Source organism: Nostoc sp. DedQUE08 (assembly GCF_034530895.1).
GTDB lineage: Bacteria > Cyanobacteriota > Cyanobacteriia > Cyanobacteriales > Nostocaceae > Nostoc.
In genome coordinates this window covers 113481-140257 of record NZ_JAVRCD010000006.1, presented here as the reverse complement: position 1 = coordinate 140257, position 26777 = coordinate 113481, and the positions used below count along the sequence as shown (strand labels likewise).

At 44.3% G+C, this 26777-nt stretch carries 13 protein-coding genes; 7 read left to right on the top strand and 6 right to left on the bottom strand.

Going from position 1 to position 26777, the window contains the following annotated elements; translation table 11 throughout:
• Nucleotide 1 precedes the first annotated feature (1 nt).
• Together RMY64_RS06040 and RMY64_RS06035 are read right to left on the bottom strand one after the other, a co-directional pair.
• Nucleotides 2-5215 (bottom strand): non-ribosomal peptide synthetase, encoded by a 5214-nt coding sequence (locus RMY64_RS06040; RefSeq protein WP_322699587.1) that lies wholly within the window; start codon nucleotides 5213-5215, stop codon nucleotides 2-4.
• Nucleotides 5212-11940, bottom strand: a complete 6729-nt coding sequence (locus tag RMY64_RS06035) for a type I polyketide synthase (RefSeq protein WP_322699586.1) — start codon at nucleotides 11938-11940, stop codon at nucleotides 5212-5214. Before RMY64_RS06035 ends, RMY64_RS06040 begins: the two co-directional genes overlap by 4 nt.
• 842 nt (nucleotides 11941-12782) lie before the next feature.
• On the opposite strand from RMY64_RS06035, the gene RMY64_RS06030 reads away from it, so the two are divergent.
• The 7 genes from RMY64_RS06030 to cheB all read left to right on the top strand — a co-directional run bounded on the left by RMY64_RS06030 (nucleotide 12783) and on the right by cheB (nucleotide 24732).
• The gene (locus RMY64_RS06030) at nucleotides 12783-14498 is read left to right on the top strand and encodes a CheR family methyltransferase (RefSeq protein WP_322699585.1); all 1716 of its coding nucleotides are present in this window, start codon (nucleotides 12783-12785) and stop codon (nucleotides 14496-14498) included.
• The gene (locus RMY64_RS06025) at nucleotides 14488-15573 is read left to right on the top strand and encodes a chemotaxis protein CheW (protein WP_322699584.1); all 1086 of its coding nucleotides are present in this window, start codon (nucleotides 14488-14490) and stop codon (nucleotides 15571-15573) included. The genes RMY64_RS06030 and RMY64_RS06025 overlap by 11 nt, the downstream gene beginning before the upstream one ends.
• Nucleotides 15574-16101: 528 nt before the next feature.
• A complete protein-coding gene (locus RMY64_RS06020; protein WP_322699583.1) occupies nucleotides 16102-17559 on the top strand; it encodes a methyl-accepting chemotaxis protein in 1458 nt (485 codons plus the stop codon).
• Nucleotides 17560-18004: 445 nt separating this feature from the next.
• Nucleotides 18005-19411, top strand: coding sequence for a HAMP domain-containing methyl-accepting chemotaxis protein (locus RMY64_RS06015; protein WP_322699582.1), 1407 nt, complete (start codon nucleotides 18005-18007; stop codon nucleotides 19409-19411).
• Between the two features lie 21 nt (nucleotides 19412-19432).
• A complete protein-coding gene (locus tag RMY64_RS06010) occupies nucleotides 19433-21013 on the top strand; it encodes a methyl-accepting chemotaxis protein (RefSeq protein WP_322699581.1) in 1581 nt (526 codons plus the stop codon).
• Between the two features lie 178 nt (nucleotides 21014-21191).
• Complete coding sequence (locus RMY64_RS06005; RefSeq protein ID WP_322699580.1) at nucleotides 21192-23549, top strand: hybrid sensor histidine kinase/response regulator; 2358 nt, start codon at nucleotides 21192-21194, stop codon at nucleotides 23547-23549.
• A 58-nt stretch (nucleotides 23550-23607) separates the two neighbouring features.
• On the top strand, nucleotides 23608-24732 hold the full coding sequence (gene cheB, locus RMY64_RS06000; RefSeq protein WP_322699579.1) for a chemotaxis-specific protein-glutamate methyltransferase CheB: 1125 nt from the start codon (nucleotides 23608-23610) through the stop codon (nucleotides 24730-24732).
• Nucleotides 24733-24769: 37 nt separating this feature from the next.
• Here cheB and RMY64_RS05995 read toward each other — a convergent pair whose 3' ends face one another.
• The 4 genes from RMY64_RS05995 to RMY64_RS05980 all read right to left on the bottom strand — a co-directional run bounded on the left by RMY64_RS05995 (nucleotide 24770) and on the right by RMY64_RS05980 (nucleotide 26694).
• Nucleotides 24770-25360, bottom strand: coding sequence for a Uma2 family endonuclease (locus RMY64_RS05995; RefSeq protein ID WP_322670075.1), 591 nt, complete (start codon nucleotides 25358-25360; stop codon nucleotides 24770-24772).
• A 94-nt stretch (nucleotides 25361-25454) separates the two neighbouring features.
• Nucleotides 25455-26048, bottom strand: coding sequence for a Uma2 family endonuclease (locus tag RMY64_RS05990; protein ID WP_322670076.1), 594 nt, complete (start codon nucleotides 26046-26048; stop codon nucleotides 25455-25457).
• Nucleotides 25987-26148 (bottom strand): hypothetical protein, encoded by a 162-nt coding sequence (locus tag RMY64_RS05985; RefSeq protein WP_322699578.1) that lies wholly within the window; start codon nucleotides 26146-26148, stop codon nucleotides 25987-25989. Before RMY64_RS05985 ends, RMY64_RS05990 begins: the two co-directional genes overlap by 62 nt.
• A gap of 162 nt (nucleotides 26149-26310) precedes the next feature.
• Nucleotides 26311-26694: a response regulator gene (locus RMY64_RS05980; protein WP_322670078.1), complete on the bottom strand. Its 384-nt coding sequence runs from the start codon at nucleotides 26692-26694 to the stop codon at nucleotides 26311-26313.
• Nucleotides 26695-26777 lie beyond the last annotated feature (83 nt).

The following is a 26777-nucleotide window of genomic DNA, read 5'->3' as shown; positions in this document are numbered from 1 at the left end:
TTTACCTTTTCCTCTGAGAACGATATTGTTGCCTGGATTCCAATTGTTGTTTTCTTAAAGATTTAACTTCGTTATCAGATTGAGTCCGATAATTATTTTGCTTTGTGGATTCTTCTTTGTAAGACTTAGTATTTAAGTATTGGCTCAAACTATGTATGGTTGGGTAATTAAACATATCAACTATTGACAGTTCCAGCCCCAATTCTTCTTGCAATTCGTGATTAATTTTTACCAGTAGTAACGAATGACCTCCTAGCTCAAAGAAATTATTGTAGATTCCTACCTTTTCTACTGCTAATGCTTTTTGCCAAATGCCAGCAATGATGCTTTCTACTTCTGTATTTGGCATTACATAATCTGATAGTTCCTGTTGTAAATCTGGAGCAGGCAAAGCACGACGGTCTACTTTGCCGTTGGGTGTCAGAGGTAAAGACTCCAGCATCACAAAAACATTTGGAATCATATACCCAGGCAATTTATTAGAAAGGAATTGCCGCAGTTCGCTCGTTGTGAGTGTACTTCGACTTCGCTCAGTACAAGTTATATCTTTTTGCGGCACTACGTAAGCGACTAAACGCTTACTTCGACCTCGCTCAGTACAAGTATTACCTGGAGTTTCTTCACGAGCAATGATACAACATATCTGCACATCACTATGTTGGCTCAGAGCTGCTTCAATTTCTCCTATCTCGATGCGGAAGCCCCGAATTTTTACCTGATTGTCAATGCGTCCTATGTATTCGATATTACCATCTGGTAGATAACGCGCTAAATCCCCAGTTTTGTAGAGACGACCAGTACCAAAGGGGTTAGTAATGAATTTTTCCTGGGTTAGTTCGGGACGGTTGAGGTAGCCTCTTGCTAACCCGACACCACCAATGTGTAGTTCCCCTGGTACACCCACAGGTACGGGTTGTAAATACTCGTCTAAAATATGAATCTGTGTGTTAGCGATCGCTTTACCAATAGATATTTTCTCATCGTCATCAGTGCATTTTGCGTTCGCCTTCGGCGTAGCTTTGCCAATCGTGGCGCAGACAGTAGCTTCTGTCGGGCCGTAGGCGTTGAAGAAGTTTCTACCTACAGACCATTGCTTAATTAATTCCGCAGAACAAGCTTCACCAGCTACGATGATTGTTTGCAGTGTCGGCAGTTCCTCACTAGGCATGACTGCTAACGCCGATGGTGGTAGGGTAATGTGGGTAATGCCATTCAGTGGTACTAATGGAGAAGGCCGACCTTGAGCATAAGCATTGTACAGCGCTGCTAATTCAGAGACAAACATACTCATTGACCAGCCATCAGAGACAACGTGGTGCATACACATTAACAATATGTGTTCTGTCTCGGACAGCACTACTAATGTCGCCCTAATTAATGCTCCCTGGCTCAAGTCAAACGGTTCAATAGTGTTTTGTTGAACTAACTTTTGTGTGGCTATTGCTTGTTCTGTTGCAGATAAATGCTGACACTCAACAACTGAAACTTTCCAATTCGTTTCTGTTTGAATAATTTGAGTTGGTTGTTCGTTAACTGTAATGAAGTTGGTGCGTAAGGCTTCGTGGCGATGAATAATCTCTTGTAAGCTTTGTTCTAGACCAGCTCGATTGAGATTTCCCACTAGGCGCAAAGCTATAGGAATATTATAGAAGGGGCTGTTTGGCTCGAACTGGTCTAAAAACCACAGACGCTGTTGAGCATAAGACAGTGGTAATTCTGCATCCTTTGTCCTTGGTAAAATAGGCGGCGAAGTTAGTTCTAAGTCTTGTACTGAGCGACTTGTGCCGAGCGGAGTCGAGGTAAGTCGAAGTATTTGTTGCTGTAACTGCCCAATTGATTGGGCTAATTCAGCTACTGTCGCTCTTGCAAATAACTCACGTAATGCCAGTTCTACTTTAAAGCTGGTACGAATGCGTGAAAGCAGTTGAGTTGCTAGTAGCGAGTGTCCCCCTAGTTCAAAGAAGTTATCATGTATCCCTACCTGCTCTACTTTTAGGACTTCTGCCCAAATCTGTGCCAGCATTTCTTCCATTGGAGTGCGCGGGGCGACAAATTTTTCTAGCAGTGTGCTGTCTAATTCTGGTTTTGGCAGGGCGCGACGGTCTACTTTTCCGTTAGACGTGAGAGGTAAGGATTCTAAAAGCACAAAAGCACTGGGTACCATGTACTCTGGGAGCTTTGCCTTTAAAAACTGACGCAGTTCTGAGACTGTGGGAGATTGTTCTACCTGCGGCACTACATAAGCAACTAAACGTTTACTTCGACTCCGGCTCCATCGAGCGAAGTCGAGATGCTCAGTACAAGTGTCGCCCGGTTCATCCTCTTGCACCAACACCGCACTTTCCCAAATGGCAGGGTGAGAAGCCAGTAATGTCTCAATTTCTCCCAACTCAATGCGGAAACCGCGAATCTTGACTTGATTATCAATGCGTCCTAAATACTCTAAATCGCCATTGGGCAAATACCTTGCTAAGTCCCCGGTTTTATATAATTTTGACTGATTAAATATGTTAGAAATAAACCTTTGTTTCGTCAATTCTGGACGATTGAGATAACCACGCGTCACTCCAGCGCCACCCACATACATTTCACCCCTGACACCAATTGGCACTGGCTGAAAATATTCATCTAATATATACACCTGAAGATCGGGTATCGGACGACCAATAACACTAGCACTGTGATTTAAATCAACTTTGCTCAGTGGGCGATAAGTGACGTGTACAGTCGTCTCCGTAATCCCGTACATATTCACTAATTGCGGTAAAGTGTCGCCGTGTCTGTCAAACCAAGGCTGTAAGCTCTTGATTTCTAAAGCTTCACCACCGAAAATCACTAAGCGTAGGTTCAATTCCCCAGCAGTTATTCCTGACTGTTCAGCTTGAATTAATTGGCGGAAGGCGGAAGGCGTTTGATTGAGAACTGTAACTTTTTCAGTACACAATAACTGGTAAAAAGATTCAGGCGATCGCGTCACCAAGTAAGGCACAACTACCAGTCGTCCACCATACAGCAATGCGCCCCAAATTTCCCACACGGAAAAGTCAAATGCATAAGAGTGGAACATTGTCCACACATCATCTTGACTAAAGTGATACCAAGAATCCGTGGCTGCAAACAGACGCACTACATTTGAGTGGTTGACTAAAACGCCCTTGGGTTTGCCTGTGGAACCTGAAGTGTAAATGATGTATGCTAGGTTCTCGGCTGTTGCGGTGTTATCCAGATTTGACTTGCACTCTTGAGCAACTTTTTCCCAGTCGCTGTCTAAGCAAACAAGATGCACCTGATGTTGAGGAATAGAGTCTACTAATTGCTGTTGAGTTAATATCACCTTAACTTGAGCGTCTTCTAACATAAAGCTTAAACGCTCAGTTGGATACTCTGGGTCAAGTGGTAGGTATGCACCACCTGTCTTAAGAATACCTAGTATTCCCACAATGGTGTAGAGCGTTCGCTCCACACACAAACCAACCAAGGTATCTGATTTTACACCTAATGAGCGCAAGTAATGTGCCAACTGGTTAGCGCGACAGTTCAACTGGTGATAGGTAAGTTGTTGATTTTCAAATACAACTGCTACTGCATCAGGGGTACGCGCTACCTGTTCTTCAAACAACTGATGGATACATTTATTCTGGTGATACTCCACCTGTGTGTTGTTCCATTCGGCGAGTAACTGTTGCTGCTCAGGTTGTGTCAACAGGGGTAATTGCGAAATATTTTGCTGTGGATTTGCTACAATCCCTTCAAGCAATGTCACAAAATGCCCCGCCATTCGCTCGATAGTACTGGCATCAAAAAGGTCAGTGTTGTACTTGAAAATCCCAACTAAAGAAGAATTTCCTTCTGCGAGCGTCAGATTTAGATCGAACTGACCATCCATCTGGGCTATTTCAAAAGGTTTGAGTTTTAATACTTCTTTATCTACTTCACCTCCTAACCAAAGTTGTTGCGTATGCTCAAACTGCCGCAAGTTCTGGAGAAGGAAGTTAAATACAGCCTGAAAAATAGGAGAGCGGCTCAGATCGCGCTGTGGCTGCAATCGCTCTACCAGTAGAGCAAAAGGAAAATCTTGATGCGCTATAGCTTCTGATACTGTTCTTCCAACTTGAATCAGAAACTCTTGAAAACTGGGATTTCCTGACAAACTCGCCCTTATGACCACAGGATCGACAAAATAGCCAACTAGCGGCATAAATTCAGGTTGAGTTCTACCTGAAGTGGGAGCGCCGACCAGAATATCCTCTTGTCCCGTATAACGATACAAGAGAACCTGAAATGCAGCTAGCAAAACTATGTATTGAGATATGCCTTCTGTTTGAGCTAGCCCTTTCAGTTCTTCTGTGAGTTTTTGAGGTATTTTGAAATTATAAGAAGCGCCGTTGTAGGTTTGTATGGGTGGTCTTGGTCTATCTATTGGCAAGTTAAGTACAGGTAATTCTCCTGCCAGTTTTTGCTGCCAATAGTTCCAAAGTTTTTCTCCTTGAACACTGGTTAATAATTCTCTTTGCCAACGAACGTAATTTATATAAGAGTGATCTAAAGGAATAAGAGTTGGCTGAACACCTGACTCTAATGCAAGATAGACCGTTATCAACTCTTCTATTATTAATAGAATAGACCAAGCATCAACAGCAATATGATGTACGGTCATTAACAATATATGTTCTTGCTGTGAGCGAGTGAACAAACGCACTCGCATCATTGAGTCGTTTTCGATGTTGAAGGGTTGTTGGTGTTCTTGAAGAACTCCTTCCTCCAAATCCTGTTCTCTCCAGTCACAGGAATTTATCTGTTGAAAGTCTGTGAACTGAGTTTGATGAATCTGCTGAACAACATTATTACCTTGCTTAAAAAATTTACTACGCAACTGCGGATGGCGGTCAAAAATAACTTGGAAACTTTTTTGTAAAGTCCTAACATTTACAGGAGAACATATACGGCACGCAAAGGATACGTTATAGGCGGAACTTTCAGGTGCTAGTTGCCACAAAAACCACAGTGCTTGTTGACCGTAGGACAGAGGATAAATATTTAAAATATCTGGGCGATCGCGCAGTAAATATAAAATTTCAGTTTTATGTTGTTGGAGTTGAGCAATTACATCAGGAGTCAACAAACTTTCAGAACCATCTATTAGTAATTTTTCTCCATCATGGATCAACTCAAGTCCTTGAAAAGAAAGGTTTTGTAAAAATTCTAATAAATTCATAACTCTATCCTAATCTTCTTGCTATTTTTGATATTGACTAGTTGAGGTAGCTCATTCTTCTGCTGAATTTCTTGAGCAGATTCGTTATCAGAATCTAAACCTAGTTCTTGTATTAAATAATCAGTTAGCAACTCTACATTAGGATACTCAAAAACTAAATTTATTGGCAAAGAACATTTTAAAGTCTTTTGTAAATGATTTTTCAAGTCTAAAGAAGTTAGCGAATCCATACCTAGCTCGAAAAACTTTTTGTGTAAATCTATTGGTTCTGATTGCCAACCGAGGACTTTGGCTACTGCTGAACAAATACGATCCTGCAAAAGGTTTCGACGTTTGGTAATATTTGTTTTCTTTAATTCTTCAACCAAATCATGTTGCACAACCACATTTTTTACTGAAGTTTCGAGAAAGTTAGCAAACAACGGCGAAACTGAAGTTGATTTTTCCAAAAACTGCACCCAATTAATGGGCATAACTGCAACTTGGGTTGAGGATTGATACAGTAATTTATCGAGAGCAGCTAATCCCTGTTCTGGGGTAAATGTTCCAATACCCCGCGTTTTTGTTTGCTCATCTAGCTGACGCTGTGCAAAGGCTCCTATTTGCGACCAAGCTCCCCAATTGATACTCAAACCTGGTAGTCCCTGAGCCTGGCGATGATACGCTAAAGCATCAAGAAAAGCATTAGCTGCTGCATGATTGGATTGACCTGGATTACCAATTAAAGAAGCTATAGAAGAAAACATCACAAAGAAGTCTAAATCCTGCTTCTGAGTTAAAGTATGCAGATGCCAAGCTCCTTGTACCTTTGGAGCCAAAACTTTTGCAAAGCGTTGCCAGTTCTGTTGTTGTATAACGCCATCATCCAAAACACCAACAGAATGAATAATTCCTCGCAGTAGTGGTAAAGTTTGCTCAATTTCTCTTAGTAATTTTGCGATTTGTTCGATATCAGACACATCTGCCTGAACAACTTTTACTTGAGCGCCAGCTTGTTCTAATTCTTGAAATTGTTCATTAACAGCAAGACTTGCAGGACTACGCCCAACTAGCACCAAATGTCTTGCTCCCTGCTGTACCATCCAATGAGCTACCAATAAACCCAAACCACCCATACCGCCAGTTATCAGGTAGGTACTATCCTCACGGAACCTTAGCGGCTTGTGTGCTGCTGTTTCTATGTCGTCTTTAGACTGGTAACGAACTAATCTGGCGACATAACGTAGCCGATCTCTGAAGGCAACGTGGTCTTCTTTTATGGGAAACCACATTTCTTCAAATAAGGCTTGCATCACTTCAGCATCTGCTTTTGGAGACAAATCTACTTGCACACAGTTGAGTTCTGGATGTTCTGTAGCAATTACCCTTGCCATTCCCCACAAGCTTGATTGAGCTACTCCTTCTAGGTTGGTAATTGCCACTGCTTCTTGAGTTACTAACCAGAGACGAGGATGAGTCAAGAAATTAACCCCTGTTAATGCCTGAACTAAATGCAGAGTGCTTCCACACCCTAGCAAAGATGCCGTAGTTAAATCGGCTGTGGTGAGTTCTGCGGCTTTAACTGTATCTAAACTCCAGCAATGAACGACACCATACAAAGGCAAGGTGCTATTAATTGCCTGCAATAGCTTTTGATAATGTTGTGGATCGCTTGGGTTAATTTTGAACTGTTGTGGCGCTAATTGTTCATATTCCTCGCCGGCGAACACCAATGTACAAACTTGTGAGTGAGCATCTAGCTTTTGTGCTAACTGTTGCGCTATACCTAACCGATCTGCAAATAACAGCCAATGTTTTGGCTCAATTTGTACTGGCTCATTCGGCGGTACTACTTGTGCCAGCATCACCATTGCTGAAGACTGTTGAGATGGTGATAGATTAACTGTGCTTGTAAACCCAGTTTCTTGCAATATTTCTTGCCATTGAGCAGCACTAATCAAGGGATAGTCTGGACGTAATTGCAAATCGTTAAATCGCCACCATCCTGGAGTTAAACCAAAGATTAAGTCTAGCCAACGCTGACGTTGAGTTGTTTCCAATAAAATTAATATGCCCTGTGGTGCTAATAATTGCTTGGTGTGCTTGAGGGTTTGTTGCAAATATTGGGTAGCGTGTAAGACATTGGCAGCCACAATTACATCATATTGCTGCTTTTCAAATCCTTGATTTAAGGGGTCTTTTTCAATGTCTAATACTTGATATTTTACAAATGGAAAATCCTGGAATCTTTCTTGGGCTTTTTGGGTAAAAGAGATACTAATATCACTGAAATGATATTGGGTTTGTTCTCCGGGTAAATGTGGTAGTAGGTAAGCAGTTGTTCCACCAGTTCCGGCACCAATTTCTAATATTCTTAATCCGCGTCCAGTTGGTAAATGCTCGACAATTGAGACTAGGGTTTGTTGGGCTAAGATATTCGTCACCTTTGTCAATGGCGAATTTTCATATAACTGGGCTGTAGTTGAGTCGTTTTCAGGGAAAAGCAATTGCAATGGGTCACATTCGCCCCGTAGAACTTGGGCTAATGATGCGCCGCAACGTCCTAGTAGGATGAATTCGGCATTTGCTATTGGATATTGAGTTAATAGGGTATTTAATTTAGCTTGCAAATCGCTAACTTCTGGCTGGCGAATAACTTGCCACTCCAAAGCTTTTGCCTCTAACACCCCTACTTCGGCTAACATCTCTAACAGTCGCTTGAATAGCCTTTGGTGTTGGCTGATTATACCTAATTGGTTAGCGATCGCATCTGTAGTGAAGCATTGCCCTAGTTGCGGTTTCCACCCCATTGCTATCAAGGCTTGCAGCACATAGTCAATACTGAGTGCTTCTAGCTCTTTGACTGCTGCTTCATAAAATTTTAGCTGTGGTTCAGCCATCAATTGAGAATGTTGTGGCTGAAGTTTACGACTAATTTCTGCAATTGCTGGCAGATAATCTGGAGACAGCTGCTCATTGCTAAAGCGCACTTGAGGTTGCCACTCTACTTTATATAGCCAATTCTCTAAAGAATTTTCTTTAAAGTCTCGCTGGAGACTTTGTAATAAAGTGTTAGGAGTTGCTTTTTTAGCCTCAAAACCTTTGATGTCTGCAATCAACTGTCCGTTAGCATCAAAAAGTTTGATATCTGCTAATAGCTTGTCGCTATTAGAATTATCTAACTGCCGTTGCATTGCATGACACCATAATTGCTGATTTTGAGGACGTTGGTAAAATCGGAAACTCTCAATTGCAGAGGGTACAAAAGTGTCTTCGCTAGGAAAGAAAGTGCCGATTAGTTGCAAGCAAGAGTCCAAAAGCCCCGGATATAATTGATACTTTTCTAAACCGTCTACTACTGAAAGCCATTTGAGCTTGCCTAAAGCTTCTCCTTCTTTGCACCAGACCGAATCAAGCCACTGGAAGCTGACACCATATTCAATCTGTCGCTTTTGCCAACTTTGGTAAATTTCCCCAGCAGTGATTTGTTGAGTACAGCGTGTCTGTATCTCTTGGAGTAAGACGGTTTCTGGTGTAGTATTAACGCCTTTCGTGATTTTTCCTGTGGCATGGACTAACCACTCACTTACTTGATTACTTGCGTTGGAGACTGTATCAAAGCTGATGAGTTTGAAAGATGCGTCACTCGCCTCTGGAGAAAGTACCAGTTGTACTGTGCGGACTTCGCCTTCAGGGACGACCAATGCCTGGGGGAAAACTATATTTTCTAACAGACAGGACTCACTGGCGAAAGTCAGATTTGCTGCACCCAATAGCAAGGAGAGATGACAGGCTCCAGGTACAACAATTTGGTTATAAACTTGATGATCTAATAAAAACGGTAGGGTTTGAGTACTAAATTCAGACTCAAACACGATTTTTTTGCTTAAGGGTAACTGGAGTTTTTTGTCTAATAATGGGTGCAGTTTTGTCGAGTTTCGTTGCTGTTGATGGCGACGCGGAGTATTCTCAATCCAATAGCGCTGCCGTTGAAATGGGTAGGTCGGTAATGTAACTTTCTTGGGGGAATAGTCACGGTCAAACCCTGACCAATCTACCGCCATTCCGCCTACGTATAACTCACCCAAACTAGAAAGCAGTTGTTGCCATTCTGGTACTCCCGGACGCAGAGAAGGCAACCATGAACCCACGCCTTCAGGCAAGCACTCACGCCCCATACCCAACAAAATGGGTTTAGGCCCAACTTCCAAAAAGACTTCATACCCAAGCTGATGTAATGTCTGCATACTATCGGCAAACCGCACTGTTTGCCGGATGTGAGTCACCCAGTATTGAGCATTGGCGATATTCTCGTCAGCAAGTTTCCCGGTGACATTAGAGACTAATGGTATCTGGGGTTGCTTGTAGGTTATTTGACTAGCTACTTGCTCAAACTCCTTCAACATGGGTGTCATCAACGGAGAATGGAAAGCGTGGGATACTTGTAACCGCTTCGTTTTTATTCCCTGTATTGAAAGTTGCTGACAAATAGCAGCAATGTCTTCACTGCCTCCAGATATAGTTACACTTTCGGGGCCGTTGATAGCAGCGAGGCCTACGGCGGGCTTCTCTACGAGACGCTGCGCGAACGCCAACGCCACTGTATCGTTAAATGGTGCTATAATTTTCCGCACTCTCTCCTCACAAGCCATCAGTGAAACCATCTCGCCACCAGAAGGCAACTGCTGCATCAACTGTCCGCGATAGGCAATGAGTTTGAGTCCATCTTCTAAGCTAAAAACGCCAGCCACACAAGCAGCAACATATTCACCTACACTATGACCTAGTACTACATTTGGCTCAATGCCCCAAGATTTCCATAGTTGATACAGAGCATATTCAATAGCAAACAACGCTGGTTGGGTATAGGCGGTTCGATCCAGTAAATGCTCAAAAGCTTCTTGGCTAGGATACAGTACCTCTAACAGAGAATGCTCCAGATAAGGACGGAGAATTTCATCGCACTGCTCTATAGTTTGGCGGAATATGGGTTGGCGATCGTAGAGTTGGCGACCCATGTTGATATACTGGGAGCCTTGACCAGTAAACAAGAAAGCTACCTTTGCTGGCTGTTTGCCTAGTTGACGACTAATTAAGCCAGCGGTGTCTTTCCCAGATGCGAAAGCAGTGAGTCGATCGATTAACTGCTCTCTAGAGTCCGCGACAATAGCAAGACGGTGGTTAAAATGCGATCGCCCAGTGTTGGCAGTGTAACAAATATCTGTTAGCGGTATCTTTAAATCGGAGCTTCTTAAATAAATTTGATATTCTTTTGCCAGTTCTTTTAGAGCGCGATCGGTTTTTGCCGAAAGTGTCATCAAGTGGCTTGGACGCTCAATTTTCGTAGCCAGCGTTTCTTCTAACACTGGTGACTCTTCTAGGATTACATGGGCATTAACACCCCCAAAACCAAAGGAACTTACACCTGCTCGTCTAGGAATAATTTTTCCTTCTTTTGTCTTTAAATGTTGCCAGTCTTCTGTTTCTTTAACTATATAAAATGGACTACCATCTAACTTAATTCGGGGGTTTAATTCCTGAAAATTATTTATTCCTGGCAATTTTTTATATTTCATTGCCAATAAGATTTTTATGACTCCAGCAATACCTGCTGCTGATTCTAAATGTCCAATATTTGTTTTTACCGAACCTAATCCACAATAGTTTTCTGTAGTGGGTTCAATAGCATAGTGCTGATACAGTTGTGTATATGCCCGTTTTAAACCATTAATTTCAATTGGGTCGCCTAATGGCGTACCTGTTCCATGAGCTTCTATATAAGATACAGTATCAGGTTGAATATTTGCTTTTATATATGCGGCTCTCACAACTTTTGATTGGGAATAAGCATTAGGAGAAGTTAAAGTTCGGGCATGACCACCATGATTTATGGCGCTTCCTTTAACTATTCCATAAATATAATTTTTATCTTCAACTGCTTTTTTTAAAGGTTTTAATAAAATGACACCTGCGCCTTCACCTCGCACATAACCATCTGCTTTGGCATCAAAGGCTTTGCATTTGCCTTCAGGTGATAACATCCCCAATTTGCTGAAAGATATATAGCTAGTTGGTGTACACAATACACTGACACCACCAACTAATGCCATTTCACATTCATTTTGATTAAGCGCATTTACAGCTTGATGAATTGCCACAAGTGAGCTAGAACAAGCAGTGTCTACAGGAATACTAGGGCCATGAAAGTTGAAAAAATAGGAAATTCGATTAGGGATAATACAAGTATATGTACCTGTAGAATTATATCCTTCAATGACTTCGCCCTTATCTTGTAATTCTTTATAATCGAAATTACAAACGCCAATAAAAACACCAACATTATTTCCTGATAATTCTAATGGTGAATAGCCAGCATCTTCAATGCATGACCAACTCAGTTCTAGCATCAACCTTTGTTGGGGGTCTATTCGATTAGCTTCACGAGCTGATGTCTGAAAAAAATTTGCGTCAAATTTATCTATATCTTCGATAAATCCTCCCCATTTGCTATTACTTGTATTAGGAATTTCAATATTTGAAGAATAAAAATTATCAAGATTCCAACGCTTTTGAGGTATCTCTGTTATACTATCCGTTCCTTGTTCTAGATTTTTCCAAAACTCGTTATAATTGTTTGCTCCTGGAAACCTACACGCCATACCAACGATGGCGATCGCCTCTGTTTGAATGTTAAACGATGACAAATCACGATCAAAATTATCTATTATTTCAGTCTCATTGTTCATCTTTAAATTTTAAAAAATATTGGTTTAATTATTTAATTACTTATACTTCAAAATATCAGTTTTATAAAGGAAATGCAATGGACAATTAAGACACCTAAGTGGACAATTAAGACACTTAAGCGGAAAGTTAAGACAGTTAAAAATTTAATAAATAATAATTATTAGCGGGCGTCGTATAATATTAAGTATGAATTGAGGCTCTCTACTTTCAGTAGTCCGATAAAAAATATCCTACATATGTGTAAGCACGGGAGACAGTGCAATCGCCACTCCTGCGCAGTGACGCTCCTGCATGGCTAACGCTCAGGAGAAAGGAGAAACCCTTCCACATGGCTGGCTCGACTTGACGATCCACCAGTTACTTTCAGAGCTTCTCCGACTTTCCCTTTTTAATTCGTTCATAAAACCCAATACTGCTTAATAAATTTTATACTAACTTCTAGATTAAAATTAATTATGAATTTAATTAATACAGCGTATTAATATTTTGTTATAGATATTTTTTGAAGTAATCCTCAAACTACGCGCCCATAAACCCTTTGAAGTATCTCATCAGGGTTAACTGTCATGTTTTATCAGTACTGATAATGTTAATAAAATAACTTTAGGCTGAGATATGTGTTTTAGCGATCGCTTGTTTTTTAGCTGACCTCACAAAATCGCGTTGCTCCCGGAAGTGAGGTCAGTCACGACAACTTGCTCAAGGCAGTGAAAGTCTGTAGATGCATTCTCCGTATTTACTTATCTTTACATAGTTTAGTTTTTTCGCGCCGACTTACTAAATCCAAATCAAGAGATTGAAATGGGAAACCTAAGCGTATTGGCTCGAAAATTATATAGTGATGAATCAAACGCTCGGCGATCGCCCCATTTTATTTGAATCCAATTCTCAACATAGTGATGACTTTATTTTGTTACAGATGGTCGATCTGATTGCTGATACATTCGGCATTCACATCAAACCACAGTATCAAGATAGATTAAAGAAAAATCTTTTAACTCGCATCCGGGCGCTAGGATTATGCTCACTCAATGATTACTATCAGTTCTTGGTAGCAAATCAATTAGTTCCTGGTGCGAAAGAGTGGCAAGAACTAATCTCTTTACTCACTGTCACTGAAACTTATTTTTTTCGGGATCAGGGGCAGATGTCGCTGCTCAAAAATCAGCTGCTCCCAGAGTTAATCGAGCGTAAACGGGAGCTTAGTTTAACTCAGTACAACGCTGCTAATGGAGAATTTTCTCGGCCGACATTACGGCTTTGGAGTGCCGGGTGTTCGACTGGTGAAGAAGCTTACTCACTTGCCATTCTAGTGAAAGAACTAATCCCTGACAATCAGACATGGGACATTCTGATTTTAGGCACAGATATTAATCAACCCGCGATCGCTCAGGCTCAACAAGGAATTTACAGCGATTGGTCTTTTCGGACAACCACTGAAGAAATCAAAAATCGCTACTTTCGCTCCCACAAAAAAGGTTGGAAAATCGATCCTGCTATTCAAGCAATGGTTACATTTCAACCTGGAAACCTGATGCAGGATAACTTTCTTGCTTACGCGTCTAGCATTCACAATTTCGATTTGATTATTTGCCGCAATGTGTTTATTTATTTTGACTTCGACGCGATCGCACAAATTATAAGCAAGTTTTACTGCTCTCTGACACCGGGAGGTTTTCTGCTCACAGGCCACACGGAATTATACGGACAAAAAACTGAACCGTTTCAAATCAAAAATTTTCCCCAATCTGCGGTTTATCAAAGACATACCTCACTCGACGAGCAGAGCAAAGTCTTGAATACCATAACACCTGCTGCCATTGAGAGCAGGGAAACCGAAATTTCTTCCCCCTCTCTCACGGTTTGGTTAACAAAGTTATCTGTTGAGGCGAGCAGGGGGAGAACAGAAGCAGAGGAAGAGAAATTGCTTAATATTAATAACTCTCTTCCCTCCCCTGCCTCCCCTGCACCCCCTGCCTCCCCTGCTTATCCGAACCATCCCTCTCTCCCAAGCTTGGAGACAGGCTTCGACGTGAGCGCAAATACTCAAAGTCTTTTAGATGCAGCCAAGGAATCGCTAATTCAAGAAGCTTATGTCGATGTCATTCAAATAGCCCAACAAGTGATTGCTCTTGCCCCCCAAGACTTTCAGGCATATTGTTTGATGGCAGAAGCTTACGCGAATTTTGGCGATTACTCCCAGGCGAATCAGGCGTGTCAGCAGGCACTCCAGATCAGCCCATTGGCGATCGAACCCTATCATTTATTGGCTCAAATCGCCGAAGAGCAAGGAGATCGCGACAGTGCCAAATTATTTTTAAAACGTATTATTTATCTCGCTCCTAATTCTGTTACTGCTCACCTGGAATTGGGTTCTATATACGAACGAGAGGGAAATGAAAAACAGGCTCAAAAAACCTGGCGATCGCTTCTAGACATTTTGGAAAATCTACCCCAAGAAGCGATCGATTCCCATAATTCCCATAACCAGCAAACCACTGCTGAACTAAAAGCACACGTTCTTAAGCACTTAAATTCAACTAGTTATGAGCCATGAATCTTATTTAATGTTTAAACTCAATCATTCACGCTATGGCATTCCGGCTACAGCCGTACAAGAACTCTTCTTTCTGCCAGAAGTGACTGCGATCGCACAAACTCCCAGCACAATTTTAGGCGTGATTAACCTGCGAGGGAAGTTTCTCCCCGTGATGGATTTATATCACCGTTTAGAACAAGCGCGTCCCCCTTTTCAATTGACTGACAGCATGATTGTCGTGGAGTGGCAAACTCAACGAATCGGAATCATCGTCAATCAAGTGGATAGCGTACAAGCGATCGCACCCGATCGGATCGCTGCCAATGTTTGCGATCGAGCGAAAGAGAGTTTGCCGGATAGATTGGTGGCTGGCATTGCCAATGTTGAGGAGGGCATCGTTACATTGCTCAATCCCGAACTGTTGGTGGAACACGCCTTTATAGAGACTGTTTTCAATCTAAATTCTGATTTTAACAACGGCTCAGTCAATGATGCACTAAAACCTTCCTCTGATTCAGCCCTAAATCAGGGCTTATACGCTCATTTTGATTCGCAAGAGCGACAGATTTTGCAAGAGCGAACTGAAACTCTGCGGTGTTCGGTTGATGACGAAGATTCGGCGTCGCTCTTGCCTCTAGCGGTTGTGGGGTTGGCGGGTGAGTACTTTGGGTTTGGCTTGGAAACGGTGCATGAGTTTACCGATATTCACAAGATTACCCCGATTCCCTGCTGTCCGCCGCACATTGTTGGCAACATCAACTTGCGGGGCGAAATTGTCACCTTAATTAACATCAATAATGTGGTCGATCTGCCCATAAATGAGGTGCGATCGCCTACGGCGGGGCGTAGCCCATCGCATCAGCAAGCGGTTGTCGTGCGTCTGGAGCAACGAGTGGCGGGCATTGCCGTAGATGACATTTTTGATGTGACGTATATCCATCCCTCCCAAATGATCGCGGCTCCAATTGCCCTGCATTCTGCCAAAGACGACTATCTCCAGGGTGTCGCACCTTATCGCGATCGGATGATGAGCATCATCAATTTATCTAAATTGCTTACTTCAGAGGTGTTGGTTGTCAATGAAGAAGTCTAAGAGGATGTTTGAAAAGTCCTCTTGTTGGTATCGAAAAGTTATAGATCCCCCTAAATCCCCCGATAAATTGGGGGACTTTGATTCCAGTTCCCCCCTTTTTAAGGCTACCGTGTACACACAAGTTATCGAATTACTACCAGTTCTCGAATTACCCCACCCTAACCCTCCCCTTGTAAAGGGGAGGGAACCGGATTTTTCTTGTTTCCCCCCAATACATCGGGGGGACTAAGGGGGGTAATTCGACTTGTGTGTACACCGTAGCCTTTTTAAGGGGGGTTAGGGGGGATCTAAACGTGCTTAAAATCACAGCAAAACATTTTTCAAACAACCTCTAACGCTTATAAATCTAGGGTTAGGTTTTGTTCCACAGATTATCAATGAGATTCGCAGCAAACTCGCAGAGATAACGCAGTCGATATACAGAATGTTGTGCAATCTTCCGTTGATTCAAAAGTCCGATCGCAAAGATTACAAATGATAGAAATATTGGGAAATCCTTGAACTCATTCATTCACAACAGATAACAAGATGCAAAGTAAGCGAAATTGGAAACTGAGATACTGGATTATGGGCAGCTATGGAGTTCCCATTCTGGCGTTGATAATTTCTGCGGGGCTGATATTTATTAATATCAACCTGGTGAGTCAGCGATCGCAAGATTTAGTTTCTTCCTATAACGTTAATTCAGCGATTAATGCCCTTGCCACGAATGTGCAGAGCGGTTCTAAGTCAGTTCGGGGCTATTTGTTAGAAAAAAATCAGACATCCTTTGACGAATACCAAAAATCTCAAAGAAGCTTCAACGAGCTTTTGTCAAAGCTAATGTCGCTTGCCAGAACAGAGCAAGAGCAACAGTCATTAACCAGGCTAGAGGGACTGCTGAATAATTTAATGCTTGTCGAGGATGATTTGATTGGCAAAGTGAATCAAGGTAAGGTTCAGGAAGCTGTTGAAACCTGGAGTCACGAAAATGCCCGCAGTATGGTCGATCGCCTGACAAGTGCGATCGATGAAGTTCAGCGCCGAGAAGACCAGAATGTAATTTTGGCTGCCAAGGAACAGCAAGCAGCGCTCGATACGCTCAAGCTCACAATTCTGTCTGCGACTGGACTTTCCTTGCTGTTGTCGGTTTTGACTGGCATCTGGGTAATTAGCCGCACTGCTCGACGAATAAATGAATCAGCCAGTGCGATCGCTACCTCAACGGCTGAAATTGCCGCCACAATCGAGCAACAAGAGCGCACTGCTAACCAACAGGCAGCCTCGGTCAGCGAAACTACCACTACAATGGACGAACTCAGCGCCTCTGCTCAACAGTCTGCCCAGCAAGCATCCACTGCCTCAACCAGCGCTCAACAGGTCTTAAATTTGGCAGATCAAGGCAATCAATCACTGAACCGCACCCTGGAAGGAATGGCAGCCTTGAGCCACAGAGTCAGTGCGGTAGCAGACCAAATGCTGCGCCTGAACGAACAAACCAAGCAAATTGGCAATATTTCCGGGTTGGTGAGCGACTTGGCAAATCAAACCAATATGCTAGCGCTAAATGCGGCAGTAGAGGCAGTCCGGGCGGGGGAACAAGGCAAAGGCTTTGCAATCGTCGCCGCCGAAATTCGCAAACTGGCAGATCGAAGTAAGCGATCGGCTGAAAAAATTAATGTGCTGGTGAATGATATTCAATCCGCCATTAACTCAACCGTTGTGATGACAGATGAAAGTACAAAAACTGCTCAACAGGGGGCGGCAATAACTAAGCAGACAGTGGAAGTCTTTATCAGTGTCACCGATGCCGTCAACCGGATGGTGTTGAATATTCAGCAAATCTCGCTAAACGCTAGCCAGCAATCCATTGCGGTTCAGCAAATTTTACAAGCAATGAATGCACTTAATAACTCTGCTAGAGAGACAGCGATCGGCATCAGTCAGACTCGCGTTAGCACTCACCAACTCAATGATGCAGCTTATAAACTACAGAGTGTTGTGTAATCGGGGGAAGGGGAAGGGGGAAAGGGGAAGGGGCGCAATGTAACAAAGGTGCAGGTCGATGTAACAAAGGTGCAGGTCAATGTAACAAAGGTGCAGGTCGATGTAACAAAGATGCAGGTCAATGCAACAAAGATGCAGGTCGATGCAACAAAGGTGTAGGTCGATGTAACAAAGATGCAGGTCAATGCAACAAAGATGCAGGTCGATGCAACAAAGGTGCAGATTAAGAGATTTGTGTGTATACCGCAATACTGTTCAGTTAAGCATTTTTAACTTGAAATTGGGCTTTGGGAAAAGTTACTAGGTTTGGGTTAAAAGCTTTTCTTTCCCCTTTCCCCTTTACCCTTTCCCCTTTACCCTTTCCCCCTGCCCCCTGCCCCCTGCCTCCTTCCCCTTAGCAATATCTGGAAATTCTCGAATTTATTCACTTACAGGAGATCGCAAGATGGAAAGCAAACGAAACTGGAGACTAAGATACTGGATTATTGGCGGGTATGCAGTTCCCGTGCTGGCATTGTTAATTTCTGCCGGAGCAACGATCGTCAATATCAACACGGTAAATCAACGGTCAGAAAATTTATTGTCTTCTTATGACATTAACTCAATACTCGACGATCTTTCTGTTAGTGTGCAAAGTAGTTCTAAGGCAAATCGAAGCTATTTGTTAGAAAAAAATCAGCAATCGCTTGAGAGCTACCAAAAGGCTCAAAAGGATTCCAAGGAATTTCTAGCAAAACTGATGACACTTGCCCGATCGCAAGAAGAACGACAGTCTTTAACCAAACTAGAGGAACTGCTGAATAAACAGATTGCTTTTGACGATAACCTGATGGCAAGAGTGGATCGGGGCAAAGTCAAAGAAGCCGTTGCAAGCTGGAGTCAAGGAAATTCCCGCAATCAAGGGCAGGATGTCGTAGACATGATTGGAGAAATGCAGCAGCGAGAAGATCAGACTTTTGCAATTGCCGCAAAAGAGCAGCAAGAGGCGCTCAATGCCCTTAGGTTCACAGTGATGTTAGCAAGTGGACTCTCTTTGGTGCTATCTATTTTAATTGGCATCTGGGTCATTAGCCGCACTTCCCGCCAGATGAACGCCTCTGCTGGCGCGATCGCAACTTCTACAACCGAAATTGCTACGACGATCGAGCAGCAAGAACGTGCCACCATCCAACAAGCCACTTCTGTCAACCAAACTACCACGACAATGGATGAATTGGCGGCTTCCTCGCGCCAGTCTGCCGAACAAGCAGAAGCCTCAGCCGCAGGGGCGCGGCAGGTGTTGTTGTTGGTAGATGGTCGCACTCAAGAGGGTCAGTTCAGCCAATCGAGTCTACGCGAGAAAGTAGGCGACATTGCCACCCAAATTCTTCATCTAAGCGAACAAACCAATCAAATCGGCACGATCTCCACCCTGGTTAGTGATTTAGCAAGTCAAACTAATATGCTGGCGCTCAACGCGGCAGTAGAAGCCGTGCGAGCCGGGGAACATGGCAAAGGCTTTGCGGTTGTTGCTGCCGAAATTCGCAAACTGGCAGACCAGAGTAAGCGATCGGCTGAAAAAATTAATCTACTGGTTTTAGACATTCAAAAATCGACCAATTCCACCGTGATGGTGACAGATGAAGGCACGAAAACCGTAGAAAAGATTGTGGATGCCATCAAAACGATCGCGCTAAATGGTCAACAAATTTCCCTTACTTCCAATCAACAGGCGATCGCGGTGCAACAGGTGGTAGAAGCCATGAACTCGCTGAATATTTCCGCTAGGGAAACCGCCTCTGGTATTAGTCAAATTAAAGTCGGTACCCAACGACTGAATGATGCCGCCCAAGAACTAAAAGCCGTTGTCTAAAAATGTATTTGAGTTACAGCTATGTTAAAAAATATGTCTTTGCATGGACGATTGATGGGTTCGTTTTTGCTGATGGGCGGTGTCGTTTTGGTCGTAGGGTTTTTCGGCTGGCGGGGTACTCATCAATTAAGTAGCCATATCGATACCCTCAGTAATAACAGCCTCCCCAGCATCGACGGATTGTGGAGAGTTAATGAAGGGCAGACCCAGATCCAGTCGGCAGAGCGAGCGATTATCAACCCCGAACTCCCCGCAGCAGCCAAACAGTCTGAGTTAAATCGAATGCAGGCAGCCTGGAAGCAGATTGACGCAGGTCTTGAGGAATATGAAACCACGCCCCGCGGCCCCGACGAGGACAAACTCTATCAAACATTTAAGCAACAGTGGCAGGTGTGGAAGCAAGATCATGCTGCCTACCTTCAGGCTTACCAGGATTTTGCCCAATTAGGTGTTGTAAACCCCACTGCCAGACAGCTGGAATTGACCAGCCAGAAGCGAGAAAATTCTCCAGAAATGAAGGTGGCGATCGCTGCTGCCGAACGACTGACAAAACTCAGACAAAACGCTGTTGTCAAAAATGATGTTTCCTTTGCGGCTGCAACTAACTCATTGTTGCAACTGATCAAAATTAATCAGGATACTGCTGAAGATGCAAATAAAGCCGCCAGTGACGATACCCGCTTGACCACAGGTTGGGTACTTACTGGGATTATTGCTGGGCCTCTAGGGGCAATCTTACTAGGATTTTTTCTGAGCAACAAAATTGCTAAACCGTTGACAGGCAAAATTGCTCAAATTGTTCAAACAATGGCTGCTTCCACCAATGAAATCGCCGCTACGGTTGAGCAACAAGAACGGACTGCGACTCGGCAGGCAAGTTCTGTCAATCAAACCACTATCACCATCGATGAATTGGGAGCCTCATCGCAGCAGTCAGCCGAACAAGCAGAATCGGCGGTAGCAGGCGCACGGCAGGCGTTGATCCTTGCAGGTAACGGTGCTGATGCTGTCAAACGCACCCTCAAGGGCATGGAAACCCTACAGCAGAAAGTCGCAGCGATCGCCGACCATATCGCACGCTTAAATGAACAAACCAAGCAGATTGGCAGTATCTCTGGTCTGGTGGGCGAGTTGGCAAGTCAGACTAATATGCTGGCGTTAAATGCGGCTGTAGAAGCAGTCCGGGCAGGGGAGCATGGGAAAGGCTTTGCTGTTGTCGCTGCTGAAATTCGCAAACTAGCAGACCAGAGCAAAAAATCAACCGAAAAGATTAACACGTTGGTAGGCGACATTCAATCTGCTATCAGCATCACTGTCATTGTCACCCATGAAGGCACTAAAACTGTGGAAGAAGGGACGCGAATTGCCCAGGAAACGTCAGAATCCTTTGCTGGTGTAGAAGTTGCAGTGAATAATATTGTCATCAACAGTCAACAGATTTCACTCAATATCAACCAGCAAGCGATCGCCATTCAGCAAATTGTCTCTGCCATGAATGACCTAAATATTGCTGCGCGTGAAACTGCCAGTGGCATTAGCCAGATCCGCTCTGGTACTCAACAACTAAACGAGTCAGCGCAAGCACTTAAGGCAACCATTTAGTCGCTCAATTTTGGATTTTAGATTTTAGATTGAAACCAGCAATCAAGTCAGGCGCTTGTCACTTAATTTGAGATTTTGGACTTAAACAAGCTCAGTCGAACCGCTTTTAAATCTTCAATCCAAAATCCAAAATCCAAAATCTAAAATTCCCTCGCTTAACCCTTAACTACTTAAAACTATGATGATCGATGATGAAGAACTGAGAGACGTTTTCAAAGTAGCCAGCGAAGAACATCTGCAAAACCTGGATGATGGATTACTGCATCTGGAAAACCATCCCAACGATCTGGCTGTCCTGGAAGCCTTGATGCGAGAGGCGCATTCCCTCAAAGGCGATGCCAATATGCTGGGAGTCAAAGATGTAGGCACTCTAGCACATCAAATTGAGCATATTTTGACTCAACTCAAGCAACAAGAAAACCCTGCGTCCTCGTTGGGCAATGCTACAACAGAATCACCCTATGAACGCCTCGCTCATGCGATCGCCGCTATCCGCAAACTCGTTCATGAAGCCGTCACCGGAGAACCTGCCAAGGTTGATACCTTTTCTGTTCTAGCCGAATTGATGGGAGCGCAGCCGGTAAAAAGGGAAGACAATCCGAGTCAAGAGCTAGAAGTCAACAGTAGTGAAGTAATAAATACAGTAAAAAACAATACTTTTGATAAAGAGCGAGAGTCAAAGGAAAACGGAGCGATCCAAAATCCAAAACTTGTACTGAGCGAAGTCGAAGTATCCAAAATCGTTCGACTGAGCGAAGCCGAAGTCCAAAATCCAAAATCCCCCACCAATAGCTACCGCATCGAAACCATCCGCGTTGGTACTCGCCACCTGGATACGTTGATGACGCAAGCAGGGGAGTTAACTGTCACCAAAATTCGGATTGCTCATCGGCTGGGAGAAATTGAGGCGATCGCCAATTTGTGGGAAGAATGGAATCGAGATTTATTCACTAATCGGTTTGCCTTCAGCCGAGAGCAACAAGGTGATGTCGCCCTGCAACGTCTAGAAACTTTTCATCATCACTCGGAAAAACGATTAGAGCAATTGGGTCATTTGGTGAAAACCTTGCAGAGTTCCCTTTCGGAAGACACAACCCGACTGGAACAACTCAGTAGCGATTTAGAAGAAGGTATTCGTACCCTGCGATTGCTGCCCTTTGCAACGATTTTCAACCTCTTTCCCCGGATGGTGCGCGATCTGGCACAGCAGCAGGGAAAATTGGTGGAGTTGATCGCAGAAGGCAAAGACACCCTTGCCGACAAACGCCTGTTGGAAGAAATGAAAGATCCGCTAATGCACATCCTGCGAAATGCGATCGATCACGGGATTGAGCCACCACAGGAACGGGAACGGCTAGGAAAACCAACAACGGCAACGATTCGGCTCAAAGCTTACCAGACTCCCACTAACATTGTGCTGGAAATCAGTGATGATGGGCGGGGGCTTGACCTGGATAGAATCAAACAAATAGCGGTGAAACGGGGCATTTGCGGGGAGGAAGAATCAGCAGCAATGACTCCCAGCCAGATCCAGGCGTTGATCTTCGCACCGGGATTTTCAACAGCCCCCCTAGTGACAGAAGTATCAGGGCGGGGTGTGGGGTTGGATGTGGTGCAAACCAATGTCGAGAAATTGAAAGGTACGATTCAGGTAGAATCGGTTCCCGGACTGGGATGTACGCTGCGCGTCAATCTCGGTATCACCTTAGCAACCGCCCATGTCTTGATTGTGCAAGTGAACCAAATGCCCTATGCCATCCCAGTGGAGTTTGTCCAAACCGCTTGCTTAATCAAGTCAGAAGAGATTTTTCCCTTGGAGGGACGGGACACAATAATTCGGGATAGTCAACCCATTTCGATTGTGCAGTTGGCCGATCTATTAGAACTGCCCCCGATGCCATCTGGGTTAACTCAAGAAACAGCACTTTCCTGTATTATTCTTCAGGTTGGGCAAGCACAACTAGGTGTAGTGGTGGATGCCTTAGTGGATGAGCAAGATGTATTGATTAAACCCCAAAGTCATTTACTTAAACGAGTCCGCAATGTTTCTGGGGCAACAATTTTAGGCACTGGAGATGTGTGTATGGTGCTGAATCCCCAGGATTTGGTGAAGTCAGCCCGATCGCGATCGCAGTCCATTTCTTCTACCCAAACTCGTCAACTTGCGCCCACAAAACCAACCGTCCTATTAGTCGAAGATTCTATTGCCACACGCACGCAAGAAAAGCGGATTTTAGAAACCGCAGGCTATCAAGTGATTACTGCTGTGGATGGTTTGGATGGATTGAACAAGCTGCGATCGCACACCGTTGATGCCGTTGTTAGCGATGTGCAAATGCCAAATCTCGATGGCTTGGGGTTAACTGCCAAAATCCGCCAATATCAAGAATATAGCGAACTTCCAATTATCCTGGTTACTTCCCTTGCCAGCGATGAAGATAAACATCGGGGTGCGGAAGCCGGAGCCAATGCCTACATTATCAAAGGCAGCTTTAATCAAGAAGCCTTGCTGTCAGCCCTCAAACGGTTAGTGTAGAGGTTTTCGGATGCATGAAGAATAATTTTCTCGTAAAATCTCAACTTACTGTCAATTGATGAAAAACTCTGCTCCGATTCGCGTCTTTCTGGTGGAGGATTCGCTCGTCGCCTTAACCATCCTCAAGCGGATTCTGGCGAGTTCCCCGGAAGTGAATGTGGTGGGAACTGCTCCCAATGGTGTGGAAGCATTGGAGCGAATTCCAGCCGCACAGCCCCAGGTAATCTGCACCGATTTACACATGCCCAAAATGGATGGACTGGAACTAACCCGCCGGATTATGGCAGACTATCCCCGTCCCATTCTGGTAATCAGCACCTCCGTCAACACCCAAGAAGATTCCCGCAATGTTTTTAAACTGTTGCAAGCAGGTGCTTTGGATGTTTTTCCCAAACCCAGCATTGACTCACTTTCAGACTATGAACAAGTCAAGCACGAATTAATCAACCGGATCAAAGTTCTGGCAGGGGTTACAGTCTTTACTCGCCACACTTCCCGTGCGACGGTAGAACCCAGAAAGTATCCTGTTAGCCCTAAAAGTAAGCCAGAACCATTCAACTCAAAACCTGCCAGTAACTCGCAATTCCCGATTCGTAATTCCCCGTCCCTGCCGAAAGTCGTGGCGATCGGAGCCTCCACAGGCGGCCCCCAGGCATTGTACGCGATCCTAAAACAACTGCCTGCAAACTTTCCCGTACCCATTCTGTGCGTCCAACATATCAGCGAAGGATTTCTGCAAGGACTGGTAGATTGGCTAGCAGCAGAATGTTTCCTGCGGGTGACGATCGCCCAACCGGGAGAATTTCCCAAACCGGGTACTGTCTACTTCGCTCCCGAACGACAACACTTACAACTCGACACTCAAGGGCGATTTATCACCATCAGCACCCCTGCCGTTTCCGGGCATCGTCCCTCTGTCACAGCTTTGTTTCAAGCCGTTGCCACCTGCTACCCGCGATCGGCGGTTGGTATTTTGCTGACTGGCATGGGACGGGATGGTGCAGATGGATTACAAGCGATCGCTCAAGCCGGAGGCACTACCATTGCCCAGGATGAACAAACCTGCGTTGTCTTCGGGATGCCCAAAGAAGCGATCGCTCTGGGAGCCGCCCAACATATTTTAGCGATCGGCGAAATTGCTCCCATGCTATTGAATCGAATTTTCAGTTATAGGCTAGGTTAGGTATACCTATAACGTGCAACGCATCTTATCCAAGGGGCTAATTTTGTCCGAATGCTAGAATTTGAGCAGCACTCAGCTTAAAACTAGGAATAACTGTCGATGCCAGAGGAGTGTCGCCCATATAAATCGTGTCTTCATATTGCCCGTTCACCCATAAGCACAGCGTCACTTGCTGTATTTCCGGGTCAATAATCCAGTATTCCGCAATCCCTCGCGCCGCATATTCTGTGCGTTTGTAGCGGTAGTCTCGATCGCGATTCTGCTGTCCGGGTGACACCACTTCAATTACGATCGCAGGTGGCGGCATATCCCGTGTTAAGGTTGCCCGCTTTGCTCCTGCCAAGGCAGTTCGTGATTCTTCTGTATGAATCAGGATATCTGGCAATCGACACTTTGCCCGTCGCCCAGTTACTTCAACCTCTGTTCCCACAGCAATTAATGCAATTGGAAAATATTTTGCCAACTCAAATAACAGATATTTAGCAATGTCTAAATTGCCCTGGCTTTCAGTTGGCATTTCCACTAACTCTCCATCTACAAGCTCATAGCGCGTGTCAGTCCCGTCGTCATAGGCAAGGTATTCCTCCATTGTCATCAACTTTGGGACATTGAGTGCAATTTGAGTCATGGTTAGGAATCTCCGCGATCGCTGCCGTAAGGCTGTCAGGATAGAAAACTGGCTGTGCCAATTTTAGCAAATCTAATTCTGCACCAATGGTTTACTAATTTTGTCCAAATGCCAAAATCTGAGCAGCACTCAGCTTGAAACCAGGAATAACTGTCGATGCCAGAGGGGTATCACCCATATAAATCGTGTCTTCATATTGCCCGTTCACCCATAAACACAGCGTCATTTGTTGCCTTTCAGGGTCAATAATCCAGTATTCCGCAATCCCTCGCGCCGCATATTCTGTGCGTTTGTAACGATAGTCTCGGTCGCGGTTGTCTTGTCCAGGTGAAACCACCTCAACCACCAAGATTGGCGGTGGCATATCTTGGGTAATCGTGTTGCTGCGTTGTCCTGCCAGCGTTGCGTATCCTTCTTCACTCAGTATGGTCAGATCGGGTAAGCGCACCTTTGCTCGTTTGCCACTCACGACAATTTCCATATCTTTGAGGTTGATCAGCACAATCGAAATGTATTTTGCTAATTCCAACATCAGGAGTTTGGCAAGCTTGCAGTTTTCTGGGGATTCAGTCGGCACTTCTACTAACTCTCCATCTACAAGCTCATAGCGCGTGTCAGTACCGTCGTCATAGGCAAGGTATTCCTCCATTGTCATCAACTTGGGGACGTTGGGTGCAGTTTGAGTCATGGGTAGAAATCTCCGCGATCGCCGCCGCAAGGCTGTCAGGATAGAAAACTGGCTGTGCCAATCTTAGCAAATCCTCATTCTGCGCTAATGTTTTACCCATCGCACACTGTTAAGCTAAACCACATCTAGTTTGCATATCTAAGATTGATATAACTATTGTGGGGTGGGCAGCGTTCGACTGAACTTCGACAAGTGTTACAGTGAGCCTGTCGAACTGCTCAGTTACCGCGATCGCGCCGAAGTCTGATGAACAAGCAGCAGATCAGGAGCCAATAAATTTTCGTACAGCTTCGCGCAATTGTTCAGCATCAAAAGGTTTGATCAGATATTCTGTTGCACCCGCCAGATGACCCTTCACCCGGTCGAAGGGGGAATCTTGAGAAGTCACCATAATCACGGGCAAATGCTGAAACTGGGGCAGGCTCCGCACCGTGCGGCAAAACTCCAACCCGTTTACATCCGGCATCTGCACATCCAATAGCAAGACTGAAATCGGTTGATGATAAATGATCGACAAGGCATCAACCGCGTTAGCGGCTGTTATTACTTGATAGCCCGGTTCTAACGCTCGTTTAATCATTTGATGAATCACAGGGCTGTCATCAAGTGCGAGAACAATCGGTGAGCTTGTCGTATCATTTGACATACTTTACAAGTCGATGAGTCAATCATCGTTGGCATTTAGCCTAGCATTCCCAAAGGAAGACTTGAACAATTGATATGTTGATA